The organism is Marinobacterium sedimentorum, from assembly GCF_024267675.1.
GTDB classification, from domain to species: Bacteria; Pseudomonadota; Gammaproteobacteria; order Pseudomonadales; family Balneatricaceae; genus Marinobacterium_A; species Marinobacterium_A sedimentorum.
Window position 1 is genome coordinate 1 of record NZ_JALDYX010000031.1, and the last position, 22,084, is coordinate 22,084.

The 22,084-nt window shown below is 61.3% G+C and carries 21 protein-coding genes; 16 read left to right on the top strand and 5 right to left on the bottom strand.

Annotated features, from left to right (window positions below):
- Positions 1 to 172 precede the first annotated feature (172 nt).
- From antB to MRS74_RS19330, 12 genes are all read left to right on the top strand, one after another.
- A complete protein-coding gene (gene antB / locus MRS74_RS19275; protein ID WP_254581908.1) occupies positions 173 to 661 on the top strand; it encodes an anthranilate 1,2-dioxygenase small subunit in 489 nt (162 codons plus the stop codon).
- Positions 662 to 700: 39 nt separating this feature from the next.
- Positions 701 to 1,720 (top strand): anthranilate 1,2-dioxygenase electron transfer component AntC, encoded by a 1,020-nt coding sequence (gene antC, locus MRS74_RS19280; protein ID WP_254581909.1) that lies wholly within the window; start codon positions 701 to 703, stop codon positions 1,718 to 1,720.
- 188 nt (positions 1,721 to 1,908) lie between these two features.
- Positions 1,909 to 2,352, top strand: coding sequence for a MarR family winged helix-turn-helix transcriptional regulator (locus MRS74_RS19285; RefSeq protein ID WP_067298847.1), 444 nt, complete (start codon positions 1,909 to 1,911; stop codon positions 2,350 to 2,352).
- 32 nt (positions 2,353 to 2,384) lie between these two features.
- The gene (locus MRS74_RS19290) at positions 2,385 to 2,822 is read left to right on the top strand and encodes an acyl-CoA thioesterase (protein WP_254581910.1); all 438 of its coding nucleotides are present in this window, start codon (positions 2,385 to 2,387) and stop codon (positions 2,820 to 2,822) included.
- Positions 2,823 to 2,921: 99 nt separating this feature from the next.
- Positions 2,922 to 3,443 (top strand): TRAP transporter small permease, encoded by a 522-nt coding sequence (locus tag MRS74_RS19295; RefSeq protein ID WP_254581911.1) that lies wholly within the window; start codon positions 2,922 to 2,924, stop codon positions 3,441 to 3,443.
- Positions 3,443 to 4,762 (top strand): TRAP transporter large permease, encoded by a 1,320-nt coding sequence (locus MRS74_RS19300; RefSeq protein ID WP_254581912.1) that lies wholly within the window; start codon positions 3,443 to 3,445, stop codon positions 4,760 to 4,762. The genes MRS74_RS19295 and MRS74_RS19300 overlap by 1 nt, the downstream gene beginning before the upstream one ends.
- Positions 4,763 to 4,815: 53 nt before the next feature.
- Positions 4,816 to 5,781: a TRAP transporter substrate-binding protein DctP gene (dctP, locus tag MRS74_RS19305; RefSeq protein WP_254581913.1), complete on the top strand. Its 966-nt coding sequence runs from the start codon at positions 4,816 to 4,818 to the stop codon at positions 5,779 to 5,781.
- Positions 5,782 to 5,997: 216 nt separating this feature from the next.
- A complete protein-coding gene (locus MRS74_RS19310) occupies positions 5,998 to 8,160 on the top strand; it encodes a ferredoxin family protein (protein WP_254581914.1) in 2,163 nt (720 codons plus the stop codon).
- Positions 8,160 to 9,776, top strand: a complete 1,617-nt coding sequence (locus MRS74_RS19315) for an indolepyruvate oxidoreductase subunit beta family protein (RefSeq protein WP_254581915.1) — start codon at positions 8,160 to 8,162, stop codon at positions 9,774 to 9,776. The genes MRS74_RS19310 and MRS74_RS19315 overlap by 1 nt, the downstream gene beginning before the upstream one ends.
- A 226-nt stretch (positions 9,777 to 10,002) precedes the next feature.
- Positions 10,003 to 10,980, top strand: coding sequence for a TRAP transporter substrate-binding protein (locus tag MRS74_RS19320; protein WP_254581916.1), 978 nt, complete (start codon positions 10,003 to 10,005; stop codon positions 10,978 to 10,980).
- Between the two features lie 58 nt (positions 10,981 to 11,038).
- Complete coding sequence (locus MRS74_RS19325) at positions 11,039 to 11,587, top strand: TRAP transporter small permease (RefSeq protein WP_254581917.1); 549 nt, start codon at positions 11,039 to 11,041, stop codon at positions 11,585 to 11,587.
- Positions 11,584 to 12,843 carry a TRAP transporter large permease gene (locus MRS74_RS19330; protein ID WP_254581918.1) on the top strand — a complete coding sequence of 420 codons (1,260 nt, stop codon included), beginning with the start codon at positions 11,584 to 11,586 and terminating at the stop codon, positions 12,841 to 12,843. Before MRS74_RS19325 ends, MRS74_RS19330 begins: the two co-directional genes overlap by 4 nt.
- Before the next feature lie 15 nt (positions 12,844 to 12,858).
- On the opposite strand, the gene MRS74_RS19335 is transcribed toward MRS74_RS19330, so the two are convergent.
- On the bottom strand, positions 12,859 to 13,764 hold the full coding sequence (locus MRS74_RS19335) for a LysR family transcriptional regulator (RefSeq protein ID WP_254581919.1): 906 nt from the start codon (positions 13,762 to 13,764) through the stop codon (positions 12,859 to 12,861).
- A 118-nt stretch (positions 13,765 to 13,882) separates the two neighbouring features.
- Between MRS74_RS19335 and kynA the strand changes: the two genes are divergently transcribed.
- From kynA to MRS74_RS19355, 4 genes are all read left to right on the top strand, one after another.
- Positions 13,883 to 14,743 (top strand): tryptophan 2,3-dioxygenase, encoded by an 861-nt coding sequence (gene kynA / locus MRS74_RS19340; protein WP_254581920.1) that lies wholly within the window; start codon positions 13,883 to 13,885, stop codon positions 14,741 to 14,743.
- Positions 14,744 to 14,752: 9 nt separating this feature from the next.
- On the top strand, positions 14,753 to 15,379 hold the full coding sequence (kynB, locus tag MRS74_RS19345) for an arylformamidase (protein WP_254581921.1): 627 nt from the start codon (positions 14,753 to 14,755) through the stop codon (positions 15,377 to 15,379).
- A gap of 2 nt (positions 15,380 to 15,381) precedes the next feature.
- Positions 15,382 to 16,623: a kynureninase gene (gene kynU / locus MRS74_RS19350; RefSeq protein ID WP_254581922.1), complete on the top strand. Its 1,242-nt coding sequence runs from the start codon at positions 15,382 to 15,384 to the stop codon at positions 16,621 to 16,623.
- A gap of 116 nt (positions 16,624 to 16,739) precedes the next feature.
- On the top strand, positions 16,740 to 18,152 hold the full coding sequence (locus tag MRS74_RS19355) for a sodium-dependent transporter (protein ID WP_254581923.1): 1,413 nt from the start codon (positions 16,740 to 16,742) through the stop codon (positions 18,150 to 18,152).
- Between the two features lie 121 nt (positions 18,153 to 18,273).
- Here the strand turns inward: MRS74_RS19355 and MRS74_RS19360 are convergent, their stop codons facing one another.
- The 4 genes from MRS74_RS19360 to xseA all read right to left on the bottom strand — a co-directional run bounded on the left by MRS74_RS19360 (position 18,274) and on the right by xseA (position 22,043).
- Positions 18,274 to 19,035 carry an alpha/beta fold hydrolase gene (locus MRS74_RS19360; protein ID WP_254581924.1) on the bottom strand — a complete coding sequence of 254 codons (762 nt, stop codon included), beginning with the start codon at positions 19,033 to 19,035 and terminating at the stop codon, positions 18,274 to 18,276.
- Between the two features lie 114 nt (positions 19,036 to 19,149).
- On the bottom strand, positions 19,150 to 19,773 hold the full coding sequence (bamJ, locus tag MRS74_RS19365) for a BamJ family beta-barrel-assembly machinery protein (RefSeq protein ID WP_254581925.1): 624 nt from the start codon (positions 19,771 to 19,773) through the stop codon (positions 19,150 to 19,152).
- A 57-nt stretch (positions 19,774 to 19,830) separates the two neighbouring features.
- On the bottom strand, positions 19,831 to 20,691 hold the full coding sequence (locus MRS74_RS19370) for a M23 family metallopeptidase (protein ID WP_254581926.1): 861 nt from the start codon (positions 20,689 to 20,691) through the stop codon (positions 19,831 to 19,833).
- The gene (gene xseA, locus MRS74_RS19375; RefSeq protein ID WP_254581927.1) at positions 20,691 to 22,043 is read right to left on the bottom strand and encodes an exodeoxyribonuclease VII large subunit; all 1,353 of its coding nucleotides are present in this window, start codon (positions 22,041 to 22,043) and stop codon (positions 20,691 to 20,693) included. Before xseA ends, MRS74_RS19370 begins: the two co-directional genes overlap by 1 nt.
- Positions 22,044 to 22,084 lie beyond the last annotated feature (41 nt).

Consider the following 22,084-nt stretch of genomic DNA (forward strand, 5'->3'; position numbering starts at 1 on the left):
AAAACTGGACCAGTGGCCCGACGGCCAATACCGAGGCGCTGGGTATCCGGCCGGTACTGACCGGCACTGAATTTACCCAGGAAGGCCTGTACGTGAATCAGCATTCCACCTGGCAGCGCTATCTGCTGCAGGGACTGGCCGCCAAGACCCGCCAGGCAGAGGAGAGCAACTGATGAACCCGACCGTGCAAAGCATTGAACAGTTTCTGTACCACAAGGCTGAGCTCTGTGATCGTCAGCAGTGGGATGAGTACCTGGCGCTGTTTGACGAAGACGCCGAGTTTCACATGCCGCAGTGGGAGTCGGAGCATGTGCATACCACCGACCCCAAGCGGGAAATGTCACTGATCTACTACCCCAATCGGGGCGGGCTGGAGGATCGGGTCTACCGCATTCGCACCGGCAAGTCGGCGGCCTGTACGCCGATGCCGCGCACCTTGCACCAGGTCAGCAATGTCCAGGCAGAGCAGCAGGAGGACGGCAGCTGGCGGGTGAAGGCCAACTGGGCGACCCATTTCTACCGCTTCGGCGAGGCTGAGGTGTTCTTTGGGCGGGTCGAATACCGCCTGCGTGCCGAGGGCGAGAGCTTTCGTATCAGCAGGAAGCAGGTGATCCTGCTGAACGACAAGATTCGCCACGTACTGGACTTCTATCACGTCTGATCGGCACGCAAGTGACGGACAGAAACAAGGGGGTGCGCCATGCACAAAGTAGCCTTGAGTTTTACCGACGGACGGACCCATTTTGTCGGTGTTAATGCCAATGAGCCGCTGCTGGATGCCGCGCTGCGCCAGGGAATCACGCTGCCGGTGGATTGTCGCGAAGGCGTCTGCGCCACCTGCAAGGGCACCTGCGAGTCCGGTGACTACAGCCTGGATTATGTGGATGAAGATGCGCTGTCCGAGGCCGATCTGGCGCGGGGCGCGGTGCTGGCCTGTCAGATGCGGGTCAGCTCCGACTGCGCGGTAAAGTTCGACTTTGAATCGACGCTCTGCACCTCGGCCGGACCGCTGGAGGTTGAGGCTGTGGTGCAGAGCGTCGAGCAGCTGTCCGACTCCACCGCCATCGTGCATATCGATGCGGCGTCACTGGATCAGCAGCTCGATTTTCTGCCGGGGCAGTATGCCCATGTGCAGGTGCCGGGCACCGACCAGTGGCGTTCCTATTCCTTCGCCTGCGCGCCCAATGCGACCAATGGCCTGCAGTTCCTGATTCGGCTGCTGCCCCAGGGGGCCATGAGTGATTACCTGCGCGACCGGGCAGCGCCCGGGGATCAAATCCGGCTGAAGGCGCCGCTGGGCGCGTTCTACCTGCGCAAGGTGAGCCGCCCGCTGGTGCTGGTGGCCGGTGGCACCGGACTCTCGGCTTTCCTGGGCATGCTGGACGAGATGGCAGCAGAGCCTGGCGCCTGCACCCAGCCGGTGACCCTGTTCTATGGCGTGACCCAGGCGCAGGACCTGTGCGAGCTGGAACGTTTGCAGCGTTATGCCGAACGGTTGCCGGGATTCAGCTATCACCGCATTGTGATGCGGGAGAGCGAAGACTGGCAGGGCCCCGTTGGCGTGGTGACGGACCTGTTCGAGGAATGTCATTTCAACGATGGTGAGGTGGACACCTATCTGTGCGGGCCACCGCCGATGGTCGAAGCGGTCAAGCAGTGGCTGGATCAGCGGGCCATGGCGAACTGCCAGGTGTATTTCGAGAAATTTTCCGCCAGCTGAGCCGTGCTGCGCATGGCTAGGGCGCTCCGTTCTTGCTCTCCTGGAGTAATAGCGGAGTGTATTTTTAACTAGATACTTTAACCTTAAAATATTAGTGTATGAATAATTTAACCACAAAGGAAATTCCCGCAGGAGCACCGCAAGGCTGACAGCCGGGGCGCGGTGCGGGTTGACGGGAGCTGAGGCCGATGAGAGACGAACTTTCGCTGAAAACCTGGTTTCGGATGCTATCCAACACCGCCTTGATCGAGCAGGAACTGCGGGCTCTGCTGCTGAAAGAGTTCAATGTCACCCTGCCGCAGTTCGACCTGCTGGCCGCACTGCAGCACGCCGGCGGGACCGAGAAAATGTCGGCCCTGTCGCAATGGATGAAGGTCTCCAACGGCAATATCACCGGGGTGGTGGATCGGCTGGAACGCGATGGTCTGGTACAGCGCCAGGCGCAGGCGGATGACAGACGCGTCAAGCTGATCAGTCTCACGCCATTGGGGCGCGACAGGTTCGAGCGCATGGCCGCCGTCCACAAGGCCTGGATTACCGAGGTGCTGGGCGGGCTGGGTGACGAAGATATGGGTGAGCTGCACCGCCAGCTGGTGCTGATGAGTCGGGTTCTGAAAGACAGAGCCCGATAACGTTTTCGAATTAACGCATACAGGACAACGCTATGGTTTTTCAGAAGGAAGAAGTCATTCGCTTCAGGCATTGTGACCCCGCCGGAATTGTATTCTACCCGCGCTATCTGGAGATCCTGAACGACACCGTGGAAGACTGGTTTCAGGCCATGGGATTTGCATTCAGCGACATGCAGGCGCGCTTCGGTGCCGGTGTGCCGACGGTGAATCTCAATATCACCTTCTCGAAACCCTGCCGTCAGTCGGATCGGCTGAGGTTGCTGCTCTCGTGCCTGCGGGTCGGCGACAGCTCGTTTGAGATCAAGATCAGCGGTTGGTGTGCCGGTGAAGCCATTCTGGATGCGCAGCTGGTGCTGTGTTTTAGCGCCATTGGCGACCGGGTGGGCAAGGTCTCGATTCCGCCACAGATTCGCCAGCAGCTGCTGAAATACCAAGCTGCCCCGGCAGTGGTGCCGGCCCCTGCGGGCTGAGGCCTGACAGCCTGTCGGGCTTAACACTGACCTACTGCGAACAGGCCGTTACCGGACGTTGCGGTAACGGGAAACCATAACAATAACGGAAGCGACGACATGGATAGGGTGACTGAACTGCCGGATACGATAGCCGTCAACCGGTTTTACCACGGGCTGTTTAACGGCTGCGGCCTGTTGGCGGCGCTGATGTTCGCGCTTATGGCGCTACTGGTATGCACCGATATAGCGCTGCGCAACATAACCAGCTTCTCGCTGCCCTGGACGGTGGAAGCCTCGGAATACCTGTTAATGACGGCGACCATGCTGGCCGCCCCCTGGTTGCTGTACTGCGGCGACCATATTCGCATCGATCTTGCGCTGCAACTGATGCCCTCGCGCTGGCGCGCACTGTTCGAGCGCGGTCTCAGTCTGCTGGGCGCCACCATATGCGCCGTACTGAGCTGGTACAGCCTGGAAGTCACCTTGGATACGGCGCGCCAGGGCGGGCTGGTGTTCAAGGTGCTGGTGTTCCCCCAGTGGTGGCTGAACCTGCCCATGATCGCGGGCTTCGTGCTGCTGACGCTGGAGTTTGTGCGCCGTCTGCTTGATCCCGCCCCGGCCGTGAAGGAGGCCTCCTGATGGATTGGTATCTGGCGTTGACGGTGTTGCTGGGCACGCTCTTTGGCTTGATGCTGATCGGCATGCCGGTGGCCTTTGCTTTCCTGGGCGTGAATCTGCTGGGTGCCTGGCTGTTTATGGGGGGTGAGGCCGGCATCGGCCAGCTGGTGCGCAATTCGGTGGGGTCTGTGAGCAGTTTTTCCCTCACGCCGATTCCGCTGTTCGTGATGATGGGGGAGGTGCTGTTCCACAGTGGCCTGGCCTATAGGGCCATCTCGAGTATCGAGCGCCTGATTTCCCGGGTGCCGGGTCAGCTGTCCATCGTCTCGATTCTCGGCGGCACAGTGTTTGCCGCGCTGTCCGGTTCCACCATCGCCAACACGGCGATGATGGGCAGCGCCCTGCTGCCGGAAATGCTCAAGCGCGGCTATCACCCCACGGTCGCCATGGGCCCCATCATGGCTGTGGGTGGCATCGCCATGCTGATTCCGCCTTCTGCATTGGCGGTCATGCTCGGCAGCCTGGCCGGTGTGTCGATCTCGGGTCTGCTGATCGGTGGCATAGTGCCGGGTCTGCTGATGGCGGCGGGCTTTCTTGGATTCGTTATCGTGCGTTCATGCCTGCATGAGAAAAGCCGCGAGGCTGATACCGCTGATGAGATTCGCGAAACACGCTGGGAGCGCTGGTGGCCTTTTCTGCGGGATGTGGTGCCCTTGCTGGGGATCTTTGTCGCCGTGGTGGGCAGCATGCTGGCCGGCTGGGCATCGCCGACGGAATCGGCGGCCATCGGTGCCCTGGCCGCCGTACTGGCGACCCTGGCCTACGGCGTACTGACAAAGGCGAAGCTGATTCGGGCGCTGATCGAAACGGCGCGCATTTCGGTGATCATCCTGTTTGTGCTGGTGGCCTCCACGGCCTTTTCCCAGCAACTGAGCTTTTCCGGTGCCACCGGTGGCCTGCTGTCGCTGGTTGGGGAGTACGAGCTGTCGGCGTTCTGGCTGGTGGTCGGCATGCTGGCGGTGATTCTGATCATGGGCTGTGTCATCGACCAGGTCAGCATGATGATGATTACCCTGCCGTTCTTTATGCCCCTGGCCGCGGCGGCCGGTATAGATCCTATTTGGCTCGGCGTCATGATGCTGATTGCCATGGAACTGGGTCTGCTGACCCCGCCCTTTGGCTTGCTGCTGATGGTGATGCAAAGCGTAGCACCGCCATCCATTCGTCTGACCCAGATCTATGCCTCGGCAGTGCCATTCCTGCTGATCGAGTTGCTGGTGCTGAGCTGCATCCTGCTGATGCCCTGGCTGGCCACCGGACTGCCCAATCTGATGGGGTAGGACACCACACCCCTGTTTTCCCGATGGTGCAATAAAATAACTGGAGAAACCCCATGAAGAATAATTTTAAGAAAGCGTTATGCGGCGGTTTGCTGGTCTGCGTTCCCTGGCTGGCCCAGGCGCAGGAAATTACCCTCAAGGCGGTCACGGCCTTTGGCCAGGACACCTACTTCAATCAGCGTTTCAAGCAGTTTGTGCACAGCGTGAACGAACAGGGCAAGGGTCTGGTGCAGATTCAGGTCATGGGTGGTCCCGAGTCCATGCCGCCGTTCGAGATTGGCAATGCGGTGCGTGCCGGCATCGTGGACATCGCCAATAGCACCGGGGTGTTCCACGCCAATATGGTGCCTGAGTCCCTGGCCATGACGCTCACCCGCAAGCCCATGTCGGAACTGCGCGCCAATGGCGGCTATGAGTTGATGGATCAGATCCATCGCGACAAGGCCAACATGGTGTGGCTGGCACGTCTGTCTGACGGGCTGCAATACCATATCTATACCAATAAAAAGGTTGAGTCGGCTGATCTGTCCGGCTTCAAGCTGCGGGGCGTGCCGGTATACCGCTCCTTCTTCCAGGCCCTGGGCGCCACGCCGCTGCAGGTGGCACCCGGTGAAGTCTTTACTGCGCTGGAACGGGGTGTGGTGGACGGTTACGGCTGGCCGTCGGTGGGCATCTTCGATCTGGGCTGGCAGGAAAAAACCCGCTACCGCGTTGAGCCTGGGTTCTACAACGTCGAAGTCAGCCTGTTCATGAACCAGAACACCTGGGAAAAGCTGGATCAGCCGCAACGTGAGTTCATGCGCCAGCAAGTGGCCTGGATTGAATCCCTCAATGAGGCTGCCGGCGCGGATGCCGAGGCCGACAAGCGGCAGCAGGCCAGCGTGGGTATCGAGGCTATCGTCTTGCCGCCGGAACAGGCCGATCGCTTTCAGGCATTGTCCCAAAGTGCCGGCTGGCAGGCGGTGGAAGAGCTCAGCCCGCAGTATGCGCAACAGCTCAAGTCCAGTTTTGGCAGCTGATCGCACAGGCCGGGCGCTCTGCCGCCAGTCCTTCGCGTCTGGCGGTGCTGCTGGCGGTGCGCAGGGCACGTCTGCAGCTGCTGGAAGACGTGTTCTGCAGCGCGATGCTGCCCGGATGTCGCCACGCTAAAACAGAGGCAGCGCTGAACGCGCCCCTGTCAATTTTCTGATCGCGAGTTAACAGGCTCGGTTAAACAGTGCGGGAGAACAGGCCTGATGGCGGAAAGATCGTTCAAGAGTGAAGTGAAGAAGTTGCACGCAGGCGACGGCGAGGTATTCCATGGCGAGGGCATCCTCGCCGTGACCAAGGCGCTGCTGCAGTCGGGCGTGTCCTATGTCGGGGGCTATCAGGGCTCGCCCATCTCTCACCTGATGGATGTGCTGGCCGATGCGCGGGAAGAAATTCTCGATGACATGGGCATTCACTTCGAGACCAGTGCCAGTGAAGCCACCGCAGCCGCCATGCTGTCGGCGTCGGTGCACTATCCGCTGCGCGGTGCCGTCACCTGGAAGTCGACGGTGGGCACCAACGTGGCCTCCGATGCGCTGGCCAATCTGGCATCGGGCGGGGTGACCGGTGGTGCCGTGATCATTATCGGCGAGGACTATGGCGAAGGCTCTTCCATCATGCAGGAGCGTACCCATGCTTTTGCGATGAAGTCCCATATCTGGCTGCTCGATCCCAGGCCCAACCTGCCGAGCATCGTCGATGCAGTGGAAAAGAGTTTTGAGCTGTCCGAGGCCAGCCATACCCCCGTCATGCTGCAGATGCGCATCCGTGCCTGTCATGTGCATGGCCAGTTTGTGGCCAGGGACAATCGCAAGGCCGAGTTCAGCTTGCAGGACGCGCTACAGAATCCCAAGCGCGACCTGAGTCGCCTGGTGCTGCCACCGGCGACCTTCCTGCACGAGCGGGAAAAGATCGAAGCGCGCCTGCCGGCGGCCATCGAGTTTATCAAGGCGCAGGAACTGAACGAGTTTTTCCCTGGCAGCCGCGAGGACGTCGGTATTATTCTGCAGGGCGGCAGCTACAACACCGTGATTCGTGCCCTGGAGCACCTGGGGCTGGCGGATGCCTATGGTCAGTCACAGATCCCGCTCTATGTAATGAACGTGGCTTTTCCGCTGATCGATGACGAGCTGCTGCGCTTTGCCCAAGGCAAGTCGGCGGTACTGCTGGTGGAAGAGGGTAACCCTGAATTTATCGAGCATGAACTCCATACCCTCTTCGCCCGGGCCGGCTGCAAGACGCTGCTGCAGGGCAAGGCGGTGCTGCCGCGGGTCGGTGAATACACCACCGATGTGGTGAAGGCCGGTATCCGTAACTTCCTGCAGGCCCAGACCACGGACTTGCTGCAACACGAGACCGCGCTGTCCTTCGTGCCAGCCCGGCCCCTGTCCCTCGAGGCCCTGAGCGAGGTGGTGCCGGCCCGCCCGGCGGGTTTCTGCACCGGTTGTCCGGAGCGGCCGATTTTCTCCGCCATCAAACTGTTGCAGAAGGAGCGCGGCGATTTTCATATCAGCTGTGATATCGGCTGCCACCTGTTCTCGATCCTGCCGCCCTTTAACCTGGGCGCCACCACCATGGGTTACGGCCTTGGCAGTGCCTCGGCCTCGGCCTTCAATGTCAGCTCCGACAAGCCTGCGATTTCGATCATGGGGGATGGCGGCTTCTGGCATAACGGCCTGACCAGTGGTGTCGGCAATGCCGTCTTCAACAAGAGCGATGGCGTCAATTTGATCATCGACAATGCCTACACCGCCGCCACCGGGGGCCAGGATATTCTGTCATCCCGGGCCGCGAATGCGAACCTTGCGACCAATAACCCGATTTCCCGCGCGGTTGAGGGCGTGGGGGTGAAATGGGTGCGGACCCTGACCCGCACCTACGATGTGAGCGCCATGCTCAAGACGCTGCGCGAGGCGGTCAGCACAAAAGGCCAGGGGCCCAAGGTAATAGTGGCGCAATCCGAGTGCATGCTGAATCTGCAGCGGCGGGAAAAACGCAACAAGCGCGCCGATCTTAAAGCCGGCAAGCGCGTATCCGAGGCGCGCTTTGCCATCGATGAGCAAACCTGCACCGGCGATCGGGCCTGCATCCGTCTGTCGGGCTGCCCATCCCTGACGGTGAAGGAAAACCCCGATCCCTGGCGCTCAGACCCGGTGACCCGCATCGACAACAGCTGTGTCGGATGCGGTCTGTGCGGAGAAAACGTGCACGCCGATATTCTCTGTCCATCCTTTGTGCGGGTGGAAGTGGTGCGCAATGCCGGCCGCTGGGAGACCTTCAGACGACGTCTGTCCCAAAGCGTGATTCGCAGGTTGCAGAAAAGGGCGCAAAGGCGTCATGAAATCTACCAGCTGGATGGAGCTGCCTGATGAAAACACTCGATAAACAGCGTTTCAATATTGCCATTACCGCCATGGGCGGGCAGGGCGGCGGTGTACTGGCCGACTGGATCGTGGGTATGGCGGAGGCGGCGAACTGGCACGCCCAGACCACCTCGGTGCCGGGCGTGGCCCAGCGTACCGGGGCGACCATCTACTACTTGGAGTTGTTCCGGCCGCAGCCGGGCGACACAGACACAAGGCGCCCCGTGCTGTCGCTGTCACCGGCCAGCGGTGATGTCGACCTGGTGGTTGCGGCCGAGCTGATGGAAGCCGGGCGTGCCATGCAGCGGGGCTTTGTGACGCCGGATCGCACCACGCTGATCGCGTCGTCACACCGGGCCTATGCCGTGGCCGAAAAGGAGTCCATGGGCAACGCCATCGCCAATTCCGAGTCGGTCCATGTCACTGCAGCACAAATGGCCCGGCGTTATATCTGCTTTGATATGGCGGCCCTGGCCGAGCAATGCCGCAGTGTGGTGAGTGCGGTGCTGTTTGGCGCCATTCACGGCAGCGGCGTACTGCCCTTTGGCCGGGAGGACTTCGAACAGGCCATACGCAGGGGCGGCGTGGGCGTTGAGGCGAGTCTCGCCGCCTTTGCGGCAGGTGCCGCGCAGGCCGAGGCCAACCGCAAGCCGGAAAATCCTGTTGTCCCCAGGGCTGTTGCCGAGGGCTGGCACTACCGGGGGCAGGATGCCGGCATCCGTCAACTGCTGGCGCTTGTCGAGCGGGACTTTACACCGGCGTTGCGGCCGCTGTTGCAGGAAGGGGTACGCAGAATGCTGGACCACAGCGACCTGCGTTACGCCAAGCGCTATGTCCAACGGATGCAGCGGCTGCTAGCGCTGGAGACCGAGGCGGATGACCTGGGCGGTAAAGGCTGGCGTTGCAGCGCTATAGCGGCCCGCACCCTGGGGCTCTGGATGGCCTATGAGGATACGATCCGGGTGGCGGATATCAAGACGCGCTCGCAGCGGTTTGAGCGCCTGTATGACGAGGTGGGCATCGATGCGGACCAGGTATCCCATTTCACCGAGTTCATGCACCCAAGGCTCGAAGAAGTGGCCGAAACACTGCCTGCGGGCCTGGGACGCTGGGTGTTGCGCACCCGCTGGGCGGGGCGGCTGCTGGAAGCCATGTTCGCGGGCCCGAAAAAACTCTCGACCCAGAGCCTCTGCGGTTTTGTGTCGCTGTACCTGGTGGCACAACTACGCCCGCTCAGGCGTTTTTCGCTGCGTGATGCTATTGAGCAGACGCAGATTGATGCCTGGCTGGAACAGCTGGAAAGGACGCTGGTGGCAGACTATGACCTGGGCTGCGAAGTGGCGGCACTGCCGGAGCTGATCAAGGGCTACAGCAAAACCCGGGAGCGGGGGCTGCGCAGTTTCAGGGCGATTTCGGCCGCGGCCCGGGCGTTCCATGGGCGCCCTGATGCCAGTGACCTCCTGGGCCGCCTCAAGGCCGCCGCGCTGCAAAGTGAAGAGGGTTCTGAGCTTGCGGCCGCCTTGCAGCGCCATCAGCTTGGGCATCTGTTCGAACCGCTGCCAGGCAAGCAGCAGGACGGCGCTTCCTGTGCTGCGCAGTATGTGGACGCGGCGGCCAGATAGGGTGTTGTCGAACCTGGGTCCCCGGTGGGGTAAAAGCGGATAGAGATCGTGAAGTATCGGGATAGTTTGATGCCTGCGCTCTCTGGTCTGATAGCTGTATCTGGCACCACGAAGCTGACGCCCGCGCCTGCCGGCGTGAGCCTTATGCGTGCAGTGCCAGACAGCACAGACTGCCCCGTTGATTGTTCGTGGGCAGACGTTGCCCATAACAACAATGGAGCTCACCATGATTGACTTCAAACCCCTGCTGCTGGCGACCTCGCTGGCGTTATCCGCAGTCTCGGCCCAGGCGCAGGAATTCCGCCTCGGCCTGATTACGCCTCCGCCCCATATCTGGACCCAGGCGGCCAACGATTTCGCCAAGGAACTGAACGAAAAATCCGCCGGCGAGCACAGTGTCTCGGTTTTCCCGGCGCAGCAGCTCGGCAACGAGGCACAAATGGTGCAGCAGTTGCAGACCGGTGCCCTGGACATGGCCTTCCTGACCCTCGCGGAAATGTCCAACCGGGTGCCGGACTTCGGTGCCCTCTATGCGCCTTACCTGGTCGATGATATCGATCAGGCCGCGGCGCTGTTGCGCTCCGAGACGGCAACAAGCTTGCTGGATCAGCTTCCCGGCGGTGTTGGTGTGGTGGGAATCGGCTATGGCATGGCCGGCATGCGCCAGGTGCTGAGCCGTGATGCGGTCACAGGCCCCGCCGACCTCGCGGGCAAGAAGCTGCGCATTACACCGTTTGAACCTATCCGCGACTTCTACACTGCCGTGGGCGCGGCGCCCACGCCGTTGCCGCTGCCGGGCGTCTACGATGCGCTGGCCAATGGCCAGGTCGATGCCATCGACATGGATTTCGACTCCATCCTGATCCTCAAATTCTACGAGCGGGCCAACAACCTGATGATCTCCAACCACATGATGTTCCCGATGGTTGGCGTGGTGTCGGGCCGCGTCTGGCGCGGCCTCAGCGACGAGGACAGGGCGCTGATCCAGACCACCATGAAAGCGCACCTTGATTCGGTGATCGACCGTTTCCAGGCCCAGGAGAAGGACCAGGAGCAGCAGTTGCGCCAGCTCGATATCACTATCAGTGAAGCGGGTCGCGACGAATTCACCGATGTAATCGCAAACTGGGAAGCCATCTGGTCCGAGAAGGCCAGCTCACTGCAGGATCTCCGCAAGGCGGCTGCCCAGGTCAAGGGCAGCTGATAAGCCACAACACTAACAGCCTCCCGGTAGGGTTCCGGGAGCTGTGGGAGGAACTGTCATGCTTAAAGCTGTCTCGAATCTGATTGCCCGGGCCGAGGTCGTTGTAGCGGCCTCGCTGGCCGGCGCCGTGACACTGCTGGTGTTGCTGAATATCGTCAGCCGCGCAGCGGGCCACGCGATCTACTGGGTGGATGAGCTGGCGATCTACTGCATGGTATGGATGACCTTTTTTACCACCTCGGTGCTGCTGAAAAAGCGCCAGTGCGTCGCCGTCACCATTCTGACCGACTATTTCAATGCCGAAATTCGCTACTGGCTGGCGCTGTTCAGCGATCTGATGGTGCTGTTTTTTGCCCTTTTTCTGTTCTGGTTGTGCTGGAACTGGTACGACCCCTTCACGCTGTACCAGTCAGGCTTCGACCTGCAGGCTTTCCAGGGCGAAACCTTCAATTTCATGTACGCGGAGAATACCAACACTCTGGGGCTGAAAAAGTTCTGGATATGGCTGGCGCTGCCGCTGTTTGCGTTCTCGCTCTCGCTGCATGCGCTGAGTAATCTGCTTGAGAACCTGCGGCCCACCCCCGTCCTTGCGGGAGAAACCCTATGACGTTCGCTGTATTTCTGCTGTTGCTCTTCATGGCGGTGCCCATCGCCCTGGTACTGGCGCTGACGGCCCTCTGGTACATCAATGCCTCCGGCAATGCGGTACTGTTCGATTCCTATCCGCAGCAGCTGTTTGGCGCGATCGAAAGCTACGGTCTGCTGGCGATTCCACTGTTCATGCTGGCCGGGGAGCTGATGAATGAGGGCGGACTGACGTCCCGCTTGATCAATCTGGCCCGCATTCTGGTGGGCGGCTTTCGTGGTGGTCTGGCCTACATCAACCTGGTGGCCAACATGATGATGGCGGCAATCATGGGATCGGCTGCCTCGCAGATTGCCATCATGTCCCGCGCCATGGTGCCGGCGATGGAAAAGGAGGGCTACGACAAACCCTATGCCGCGGCCATTACGGCGGCCGGCGGCCTGCTGTCGCCGATTATTCCGCCCTCGATGCTGTTCGTGCTGTTTGGCGTGCTGGCGCAGGTACCGATTGCCGAGATGTTCATCGCCGGTATTATCCCCGGCCTGATCATGGGGGGGCTGTTTTTCCTCACGATCAGCCTGATGGGACTGGTATACGAGTATCCGAAGGGGGAATGGCCGAGCCGTCAACAGGCGCGGGAATATATCCTCATGGGGATACCGGCAGGGCTGATCCCGCTGATCATTATCGGCGGCATTCTGACCGGGCTGGCGACACCGACGGAGTCTGCCGCGCTGGCCTCGCTGGGCGCGCTGCTGATCGGTAAATACGTGTACAGGGATTTCAAGTATTCGATGCTGTTCGAGGTGCTCAAGCGCACCGCTTTCAACTCCGGCATGGTGATCATGCTGATCGCGGCCGCTGGCGTTTTCGGCTGGGTGATAGTGTTCGAGAAGATTCCGCAGAATGCGGCAATCTGGATCGCCGCCCAGACCGCCGACCCCTTCATGTTCCTGCTGATGGTGGTGGGCATACTGCTGCTGGTGGGCATGGTGATCGACGGTATCGCCGCGCTGATCCTGGTGGTGCCCATATTGCTGCCGATCGCCCAGTCCCAGTTCGGTATCAGTCCATACCAGTTCGGCGTGGTGGTGTGCCTGACGCTGGTGCTTGGACTGCTGACGCCGCCGGTCGGCGCCGGGCTCTTTATCGCCTCGACCATGACAGGCGCGCCGCCGATGCGCATCTTCCGTGCGCTGCTGCCTTTCCTGGGGGCAACGCTCATCACCCTGGTGCTGCTGAGCTGGAAGGGCGAGCTGGTAACCATGCTGCTTTGACGGGCTGGTTGCGCTCTAGAATTGTCTCAAATCGCCCTGCTTCAGCGCTTTGGCCAGCATGGTGATCGGTGAATCCAGGCGTTCGTCCTTGCGCAGCACTACCTGCCAGTCCAGATAGAGTCCTTCTTTTGTCACTTTCACCGTATTGAGGCCGCCGTGGCGCAGGTAGGGTTTCAGGGCCCAGGTCGGCATTATGGTGATGCCTGCGCCTGCGCGCACAAACTCCACCACCGCCTCCGTAACGCCGGCGCGGATCACCCTGGGGGGCAGCAGCTGATAGCGGCTGAACAGCTGCTCGTACTCGCGCCCAGGACCCGGGTTGGTGTGGTAGGTAATATAGGTGTTGTCGGCGATCTCCTCGGGCGACAACCAGTCCTGGCCAGCGTTGGCATGATCCTCGGGTAACACCGCCACCATCTCGTCCCGGAACAGCTTCAGTGTCCGGAATCCCGTCTGCACCACAGTTCCCGACACGATGGACAGGTCGATGCTGCCGTTGCGCAGTGCCGTATAGGGGTCCATCGACACATCCGGAATGATCTCGACGCTGATGCTCGGATGTTCGGCCATGAAGCCTGTCAGAAAGGGCGGCAGCCAGTGGTAGCTGCCATAGGCTTCATTGCCGATCCGCACCACATGCTCGATCCCCACCGACAGCTTGTTGATATCGTTTTCCGCCCGCTCCAGCTCACCCAGCACCACCCGCGCCGACTGCAACAGGCGTTTGCCGGCACTGGTAGGGATCAGTTTCTTGTGGCGTCTGTAGAAGAGTTCGGTATTGAGCAGACGCTCGGCTTCGCGGATACGGTGGCTCAGCGCCGACTGCGTCAGCCCGATCAGGCCGGCGGCCTCGGAGACGCTGCCGGTGGTGGCGATCGCCAGGATCATCTGCAGATGGCGGGTGCTGACTCGGGTGCTCATAAAGTATGTAAAAAACTAATAAAAATGAGTAATTTTATGAAATTTACATGCAAATTGGCGCTACGTAAACTCACTGCAGTTCAATAACAACAATTCAACGGCAGCAAGGATACGAACGATGAGCGACGGATGCAGGGCACAGGCGGCAGACAGGCAGCAGGTCAATCTGGACGACGAGAAGGTCCACTGGGATCAGGACATGAGTTATGGCCAGTATCTGGCGCTGGAGCCGCTGCTGGCCTGCCAGAACCCGGTTTCCGAGCAGCATGATGAGATGCTGTTCATTGTTATCCATCAGGCCTCTGAGCTGTGGATGAAACTCTGCCTGCACGAGGCCTATGGCGCTGCACAGCATATCCGCCAGGATAATCTGCGCCCCGCCTTCAAGATGCTGAGCCGCGTCGCCCGTATCCAGGAACAGCTGATCAATGCCTGGGAAGTTCTGGTGACCATGACACCGGCGGACTATGCGAGCTTTCGTGATGACCTGGGCCAGAGTTCCGGTTTCCAGTCCTACCAGTACCGTGAGCTGGAATTTCTGCTGGGCAACAAGAACGCCCGCATGATCGAGGCGCATCGCGCCCACGGGCAGCATTACGCGCATCTGCAGGCCGTGCTCAAGGCGCCGAGCCTGTACGACATCACGCTGCAACTGCTGAAAAAGCGCGGCTTCGATATCCCCGACAGCCAGCTGCAGCGCGACTGGTCCGAGCCTTACAGCGCCAGCCCGCAGGTTGAGGCGGTCTGGTCCGAGATCTACCGCAACACCTCGAAATACTGGGATCTGTACGAACTGGCCGAGAAGCTGGTGGACATGGAATTCAACTTCCAGAAATGGCGCTTCAGCCACATGAAGACGGTGGAGCGCATTATCGGTTATCGCCATGGAACCGGCGGCACCGCCGGCGTGAACTATCTGGTCAAGGCGCTGGAGCTGCAGTTCTTCCCGGAACTCTGGTCCGTGCGGACCTCGGTCTGAGGCACAGGTATGAGCACACTCTGGGATATCTCGCAGACATTGCGTGCGGGGCTGCCGGTCTGGCCCGGTGATACCGCATTTGAATCCGACCCGCACTGGGTGCTGGAGGACGGCTGTCCGGTCAATGTGGGGCGCTTTCGCCTCTCGACCCACTCCGGCACCCATGCCGATGCGCCGCTGCATTATGACGCCGCAGGCCTGCCGATTGCCGAGGTGAGCCTCGAGTATTACATCGGTCCCTGCCTGCTGATCGATACGGTGGCGTCCGGCGCTCTGGTGCTTCCCGAACACATTGTCGATCAGCTGCCCGAGCGGGTCGAGCGGGTGTTGCTGCGCACCTTCGCGCAGTTTCCCCGTGAACGCTGGACATCCGACTTCACCGCCGTCGCGGCCCAGACCATTGAACTGCTGGCCGCACGCGGCGCCCGGCTGATCGGCATCGACAGTCCGTCGCTGGACCCGCAGGACTCCAAGACGCTGGATGCGCACCGGGCGGTACGTCGCCACCGCATGGCCATCCTCGAAGGCCTGGTGCTCGACGGGGTACCGGCCGGCGCCTACGAGCTGATCGCACCGCCTTTGAAACTGGACAAACTTGATGCCTCGCCCGTGCGGGCGCTGCTGAGGAGCATTTAAGCATGACGACACTGACGCGTGACCACTTCACCAGACTGGACCAGCAGGATTCGCTGGCCGCTTTTCAACAGGAGTTCGAGCTGCCGGCCGGGCATATCTACCTCAACGGCAACTCGCTCGGCGTATTGCCCAGGGCCGCCAAGGCGCGGGCGCGGGAAGTGGTGGAGCAGGAGTGGGGTCAGGGGCTGATCCGCAGCTGGAATACCGCTGACTGGATCAGCCTGCCGCGCCGTGTCGGCGACAAGATCGCCGGCCTGATCGGCGCCGATGCTGGCGAAGTGGTGGTGGCGGACTCCACCTCGGTCAATCTGTTCAAGCTTGCGGCGGCGGCGGTGAAGTTGCGCCCCGGGCGCAGCAAGATCCTGTCCGAGCCCGGCAACTTTCCGACTGATCTCTATATCCTGCAGGGGCTTGAGGCCTTTATGGACGGCGGCGTGCAGCTCAATACCGTACACCGCGACGAGATTCTGCCGGCCATCAACGAAGATACCGCGCTGGTGGTGCTGACCCAGGTGCACTACAAGAGCGGCAGCATGTTCGACATGGCGGCGATCACGGCCCGCGCCCATGAAATGGGTGCGCTGGTACTCTGGGATCTTAGCCACAGCGCCGGGGCCGTGCCGGTGGCGCTAAACGACGTGGGTGCCGATTTTGCCATCGGCTGCGGTTACAAGTACCTCAATGGCGGCCCCGGTGCGCCGGGTTTCCTGTTCGTCGCCCGGCGCCATCAGGCGCAGCTGCAGCAACCCCTGAGCGGCTGGTTTGGCCATGCCAGCCCCTTCCAGATGCGTGACGACTACGAACCTGCGCCCGGTATCGAACGCACGCTGTGCGGTACCACCCCGGTCATCGGCGCCAGCCTGCTGGAGGTCGGGGTCGATATCATGGCATCGGCCGATATGGCGCTGGTGCGCGAGAAATCGCTGCAGATGGGGCAGCTCTTTATCGAACTGGTGGAGCAGCGCCTCGGCGACTACGGCTTTGGTATCGCCTCCTCAAAGAATCCGGCGTTACGCGGCAGCCAGGTGTCGCTGACGCACGAGCAGGGCTTCGCCATCATGCAGGCCCTGATTGCGCGCAACATCATAGGTGACTTCCGTGCGCCGGATATTCTGCGCTTCGGCTTCACGCCGCTCTATGTCCGTTTCGTTGATCTCTGGGACTGCGTGGATGCACTGGTCGACATTATGGCGACCCGCGACTGGGATCAGGCGGTTTACCGACAGCTCACCGCGGTGACCTGAAGCAAGAAATCTGATGCGCCCGCACAGCGGGCGTCTGCGTTTTTTATGCGCCGCATCGGCGGCGCAAAGGCGCACTTGTACGCTCTGAATAACTATAAGATCAGGAACCATACAGCATGAGTAACAACAGTATTTCTGCAGCTGCAGCGTCGGTGGCCGCGACGGCCTCGCTGAACCAGGCTGCTCCCGAGCGCGGGCGGACCCAGTGGTCGACCCGGCTCGCGTTCATTCTGGCCGCGACCGGCTCGGCCGTGGGTCTTGGCAATATCTGGAAATTCCCCTATATCACCGGCGAAAATGGCGGTGGTGCCTTCGTGCTGCTGTATCTGGGCTGTATCGCCCTGATCGGCATTCCGCTGCTGATGGCCGAGATCATGATCGGTCGGCGCGGCAAGCAGAGCCCGCCGGATGCGATGAAGGCGCTGGCCATCGAGGCGGGAGTCAGCCCGCGCTGGCAGATTGTCGGCTGGGTTGGTGTTATCACCGGTTTTGTGCTGTTGAGCTTCTACCTGGTAGTGGCCGGCTGGGCCGTGGCCTATATCTTCAACGCCGGAGGCGGCGCTTTTGCCGGCGCGTCCAGTGACGAGATTGGCGGCCTTTTCGGCAGTCTGGTGGGGGATCCGCTGGCATCTACCCTCTGGGGTAGCCTGGTACTGGCGATCACCGCCACTATCGTTATCAAAGGCGTGAAACTGGGACTGGAGCGCGCGGTCACCATCATGATGCCGGGGTTGTTGCTGATCCTGCTGATCCTGGTCGGCTATTCGATGACGACCGGACAGTTTGCCCATGGCTTCGAGTTCATGTTCAGCCCGGATTTCAGCAAGCTGACCGGCACCAGCGTACTGGTAGCGCTCGGCCATGCCTTCTTTTCCCTGAGTCTGGCCGGTGGCGGCATGATGACCTACGGCTCCTATCTGCCGAAGCAGGTCTCGCTCGGCAGGACGGTGCTGACGATCGGCCTGCTCGATACCCTGGTGGCGCTGATTGCGGGGCTGGCCATCTTTCCGATCGTGTTCGCCAACGGCCTTGAACCCGGTGCCGGCCCCGGTTTGATCTTCGTGACCCTGCCGCTGGCGTTCGGGCAGATGCCGTTTGGTCAACTGGTGGGGGTGCTGTTCTTCATCATGCTGTCGTTCGCCGCGCTGACATCGGCAATCTCGCTGCTGGAACCGGCGGTCTCCTGGTTGACCGAGAAACGCGGTTTCTCGCGCCTCAAAGCCGGTTTGCTAACCTCTGCCGGTATCTGGCTGCTGAGCCTGGGGTCGGTGTTCTCGTTCAACATCTGGGAAGAGCACAAGCTGTATGGCAAGACCTTCTTCGACGTGCTCGACTACCTGACCAGTGGCTGGATCATGCCGCTGAGCGGTCTGGCGATGGCCGTCTTTACCGGCTGGATCATGACCAAGGCCGCGACCCGCGACGAGCTGGGCGAGGGGCTGGGACACAGGGTTTGGCACTTCCTTATCCGTTACATCGTACCGGTAGGCATCCTGCTGATCTTTCTCAACGCCATCGGGGTCTTGTAAGGGCGATGAGGTTGTTGTGGGAGCTCAGTCTGGGGGCTGCCTGTAAAGATCCCAGGGGTTCGCCCAGAGACTGGGCTCCTACAAGAGGGTTATTTTGCCCCTGCCTGAGTGGCCGGCTTGTTTAGCTCTGCAGAAAGTTCTGAACGAGCCTGGTTACAAGTGCGGGTTTCTCTGCCTGCGGCCAGTGGCCGGCGCCGTCGATCACCTTGTAGCCCGCGTTCGGGAACAGGGCGAGCAGGGCATCGCGGTGCTGCGGCTGGATATAGTCGGAGTTGCCACCCTTGATAAAGAGGGTCGGCCCATCAAAGGGCGTGCCCTGGGGAGCGGCGGCGATGCCGGCGTAGCCGCGGTGCAGGCCCTCGAGATTGATGCGCCAGGCGAAGCCGCCGGCGTCTGTGCGGTACAGGTTGCGCAGCAGGAAGGCGCGCACCATGGGATCTTCGACCAGCGGTGCCAGCTGCTTCTCGGCATCGCTGCGTGATTTCAGGGTGTTCAGCTCCACCGCGAAGAGCCCCTTGAAAACATCGTCGTGGTGATGCGGGTATTGCACCGGCGCTATGTCGACAACAATAAGCCGGTCGATGCGCTCGGGAAAGTTCAGTGCCAGCTGCATGGCGACCTTGCCGCCCATGGAATGCCCCAGAATCTGGGCACATGCAATATGCAGGCTATCCATCAGTTCGATCAGGTCCTGCGCCATGGCGGCATAGCTCACCTCGTCGCTGTGGGGCGAGCGGCCATGGTTGCGCAGATCAACGCTGATAACCTGAAACTGCTGCGCCAGTGCCTTGGCCTGGCTGCCCCAGTTGTCGAGACTGCCGAACAGGCCGTGCAGGATAAGCAGCGGTTTACCTTGGCCCTGGATCTGATGGTGCAGTTTCATGGTGGTTCCGGATTGCTGAGGGGGTATCTGTGCTGGGTTACACTCACATCCACCCAGCCTGCGTTCGTACCGCAGCCTGGGTGGAACAGTGCAGCCTGTAACCCTACATTTTGATCACAGGATCTCGAGCAGCTCGACATCAAAGATGAGGGTCGAGTACGGCGGGATGCTGCCCTGGGACCCCTGGGAACCGTATGCCAGTTTGTAGGGCACGTAGAGTTTCCACTTGGCGCCTTTGGACATCAGCTGCAGGGCTTCGGTCCAGCCGGCAATCACGCCACCGACCGGGAACTCGGCCGGCTGGCCGCGATCGTAGGAGCTGTCGAAGACATTGCCGTCGATGAAGGTGCCGTGGTAGTGCGTGCGTACCTTGGAATCGCGGGTCGGGCTGGCGCTGCCATCACCGGCGGTAATGACTTCGTACTGCAGGCCGGACTCGAGGGTGACAACTCCGTCGCGCTGAGCATTTTCGCTGAGGAAGGCTTCGCCGGCAGCGGAGAATTCCTTGGCTTCGGCTTCTTTCTGCTCGCGAATGCGGCGGTTGATTTCGGTAAAGGCCGTCTGAATGTCTTCGACCTGTACCCGAAGTTCCAGATTGTTGTAGGCGTCCTTGATACCGGTCGCGACCGCGTTCAGATCCAGACCTTCAAAGCCGCCCTGGGCGAGCTGATCGCCCATCTGGCGACCAATGCCGTAGCTGGCGTGTTGTTCAAGTGTTTCCAGTTTCAGTTCAGACATGCATGACCCTGTCGGTTCTGTGATTTTAAAAACGGGCAGGCTACCACAAGCGCCGCTTTATTTCTTGTCGATAACCAGGTGCTCGTCGACAAACAGCAGCGGGTCAACCCGCACGTTGTTGAGGCTGAGGCTCCAGTGCAGGTGTGCACCTGTGACGCGTCCGGTCTTGCCGACCAGCCCCAGCTGTTCGCCGGCGCTCATGCTCTGGCCTGGCGTGACATCAATGCGGCTGAGGTGGCAGTAAAGGCTGGTCAGGCCAAAGCCGTGATCGACAATGACGGTATTGCCGTTAAAAAAGTAGTTGCCAGTGGCGCGCACCACGCCTGGGGCCGGTGCCCGTACAGGTGTGCCTTCGGGGGCGGCGATATCGAGACCGCTGTGGGGGTTGCGCGGCTGCTGGTTAAAGTAGCGCTTGAGGCCAAAGGGGCTGCTAAAGCGCCCGTCTGCCGGCAATGCGAATTGCAGCACCGGAGCTGCGGGTTCGGACCAGTAACTGAAGGCCGCATCCATCTCGGCCTTTTCCCGTGCCCAGCGTTTCAGGTCCTCCGGGTCCGGGTCTACGTGACGCTTGTTTTTGACGGTCAGGTACTGTGCCTTGTAGGTCTTGTCCTCGATATCGAAAGACAGGGCCTTGCCATCGATATTCAGCTGTTGCGCGAGCCTGGCATCGGCGTCCAGGGGTATGCCGACGACGGCGAGCCACTGGTCGGGGCCGGCCTTGGGCTGTGGCAGCACCAGTACCCGCGCGTCCTGATAGCTGACCCTGGGCGCGGCGGCTGCCTGGAACGGCACCAGGGCCAGGCCCCCCGGTACGCGAGCTTCCCTCGGGAGACGGCTGTCGGCGCTGGCGGCGTAACCTGGCTGCAGGGAGCCAAACAGCAGCAAAACAGACAGTAATATGGGGAGCAGTGCCGGCATCAGGCGTTCTCGTCGGACATCAGGGTGGCGGTGACCCGGCTGTGCACGCGCCCCCTGGCCAGGCGGGTTTCGATCAGATCATCAATTTCAAGCAGGCTGGCATCGTCGATCACCTGGCCACGGCTGTCCTGCACTATGGCGTAGCCGCGTTCCAGCGTGGCCAGCGGGCTTACGGCATTGAGCTGACCGGCCAGGGCGGCGCTGCGCAGGCGTTTGTCGTGCAGCTGGTAAGCCATCTGGCGTTCAAGCTGCTGGCGCAGCGCGGCCAGATGCTGACGCAGCTGGGCAAGCTGGCGCTCGGGCCTTATCTGTACCAGTCGGGCCTGCTGGCGTTCCAGCCGATTGCGTTTGTCGCTGAGCAGCCGCAGGGCGGCCTTGCGCAGGCGCAGTTCCAGTTCATCCAGACGCTGGGCGCGTTCGCGCAGGCGCTCACCCGGATGGCGCAGCCGGCGCTGCAGTGCAATCAGGCGTTCCTGGTGCTGCTGCAGCTGTTGTCCGAGCCGTGCCTGCAGACGCCTGCGTGCCTGGTCGAGGCGAAGCTGCAGTTCGCGCTGATCGGGCGTCAGCAGTTCAGCCGCCGCCGAGGGCGTGGGCGCGCGCAGATCGGCAACAAAGTCGCTGATCGAGATATCGGTTTCATGGCCCACGGCGCTGACGACGGGAATTGAACAGGCATGAATGGCGCGGGCCACGCTTTCTTCGTTGAAGGGCCAGAGATCCTCCAGGGAGCCGCCGCCGCGGCCAAGAATAATCACGTCGCACTGGTCGTGGCGCTGGGCCTGCTGCAGCGCCCGCACTATGGCGGGGGCGGCTTCTGCACCCTGTACGGCACTGGGGTAGAGGGTCACGGGCAGGCTCGGGAAACGGCGTTTCAGCACACTGAGAATATCGTGGATAGCGGCCCCCGTGGGGGAGGTGATCACGCCCAGGTGGCGCGGGTGCGCCGGCAAAGGCTGCTTGCTGGCCTGGTCAAACAGGCCTTCGGCGGCCAGTCTCTGCTTCAGGGCTTCAAAGGCCTGCTGCAGCTGGCCGACGCCGCTTTCTTCCATGTAGTCGCAGATCAGCTGGAATTCGCCGCGGCCTTCGTAGAGCGAGACCTTGGCGCGCACCATGACCTGATCGCCGTCCCTGGGGCGGTATTTCAGGAACTGGCTGCGGTTGCGGAACAGGGCGCAGCGTACCTGGGCGCGGTCATCCTTGAGGGTGAAGTACCAGTGGCCTGAGCTGGGCCGGACAAAATTCGAGATTTCCCCCTGTACCTGAATCATCATGAACGAGCTTTCCAGCAGCGAGCGTGCCTGCCGGTTAAGGTCGGAAACGGAGAGGGCGTGGGTCTGGGCTTTTAGGGTCATGGCTGCATCTTAAGGAGGCGCCGAACAAGTCGCAATAGGGC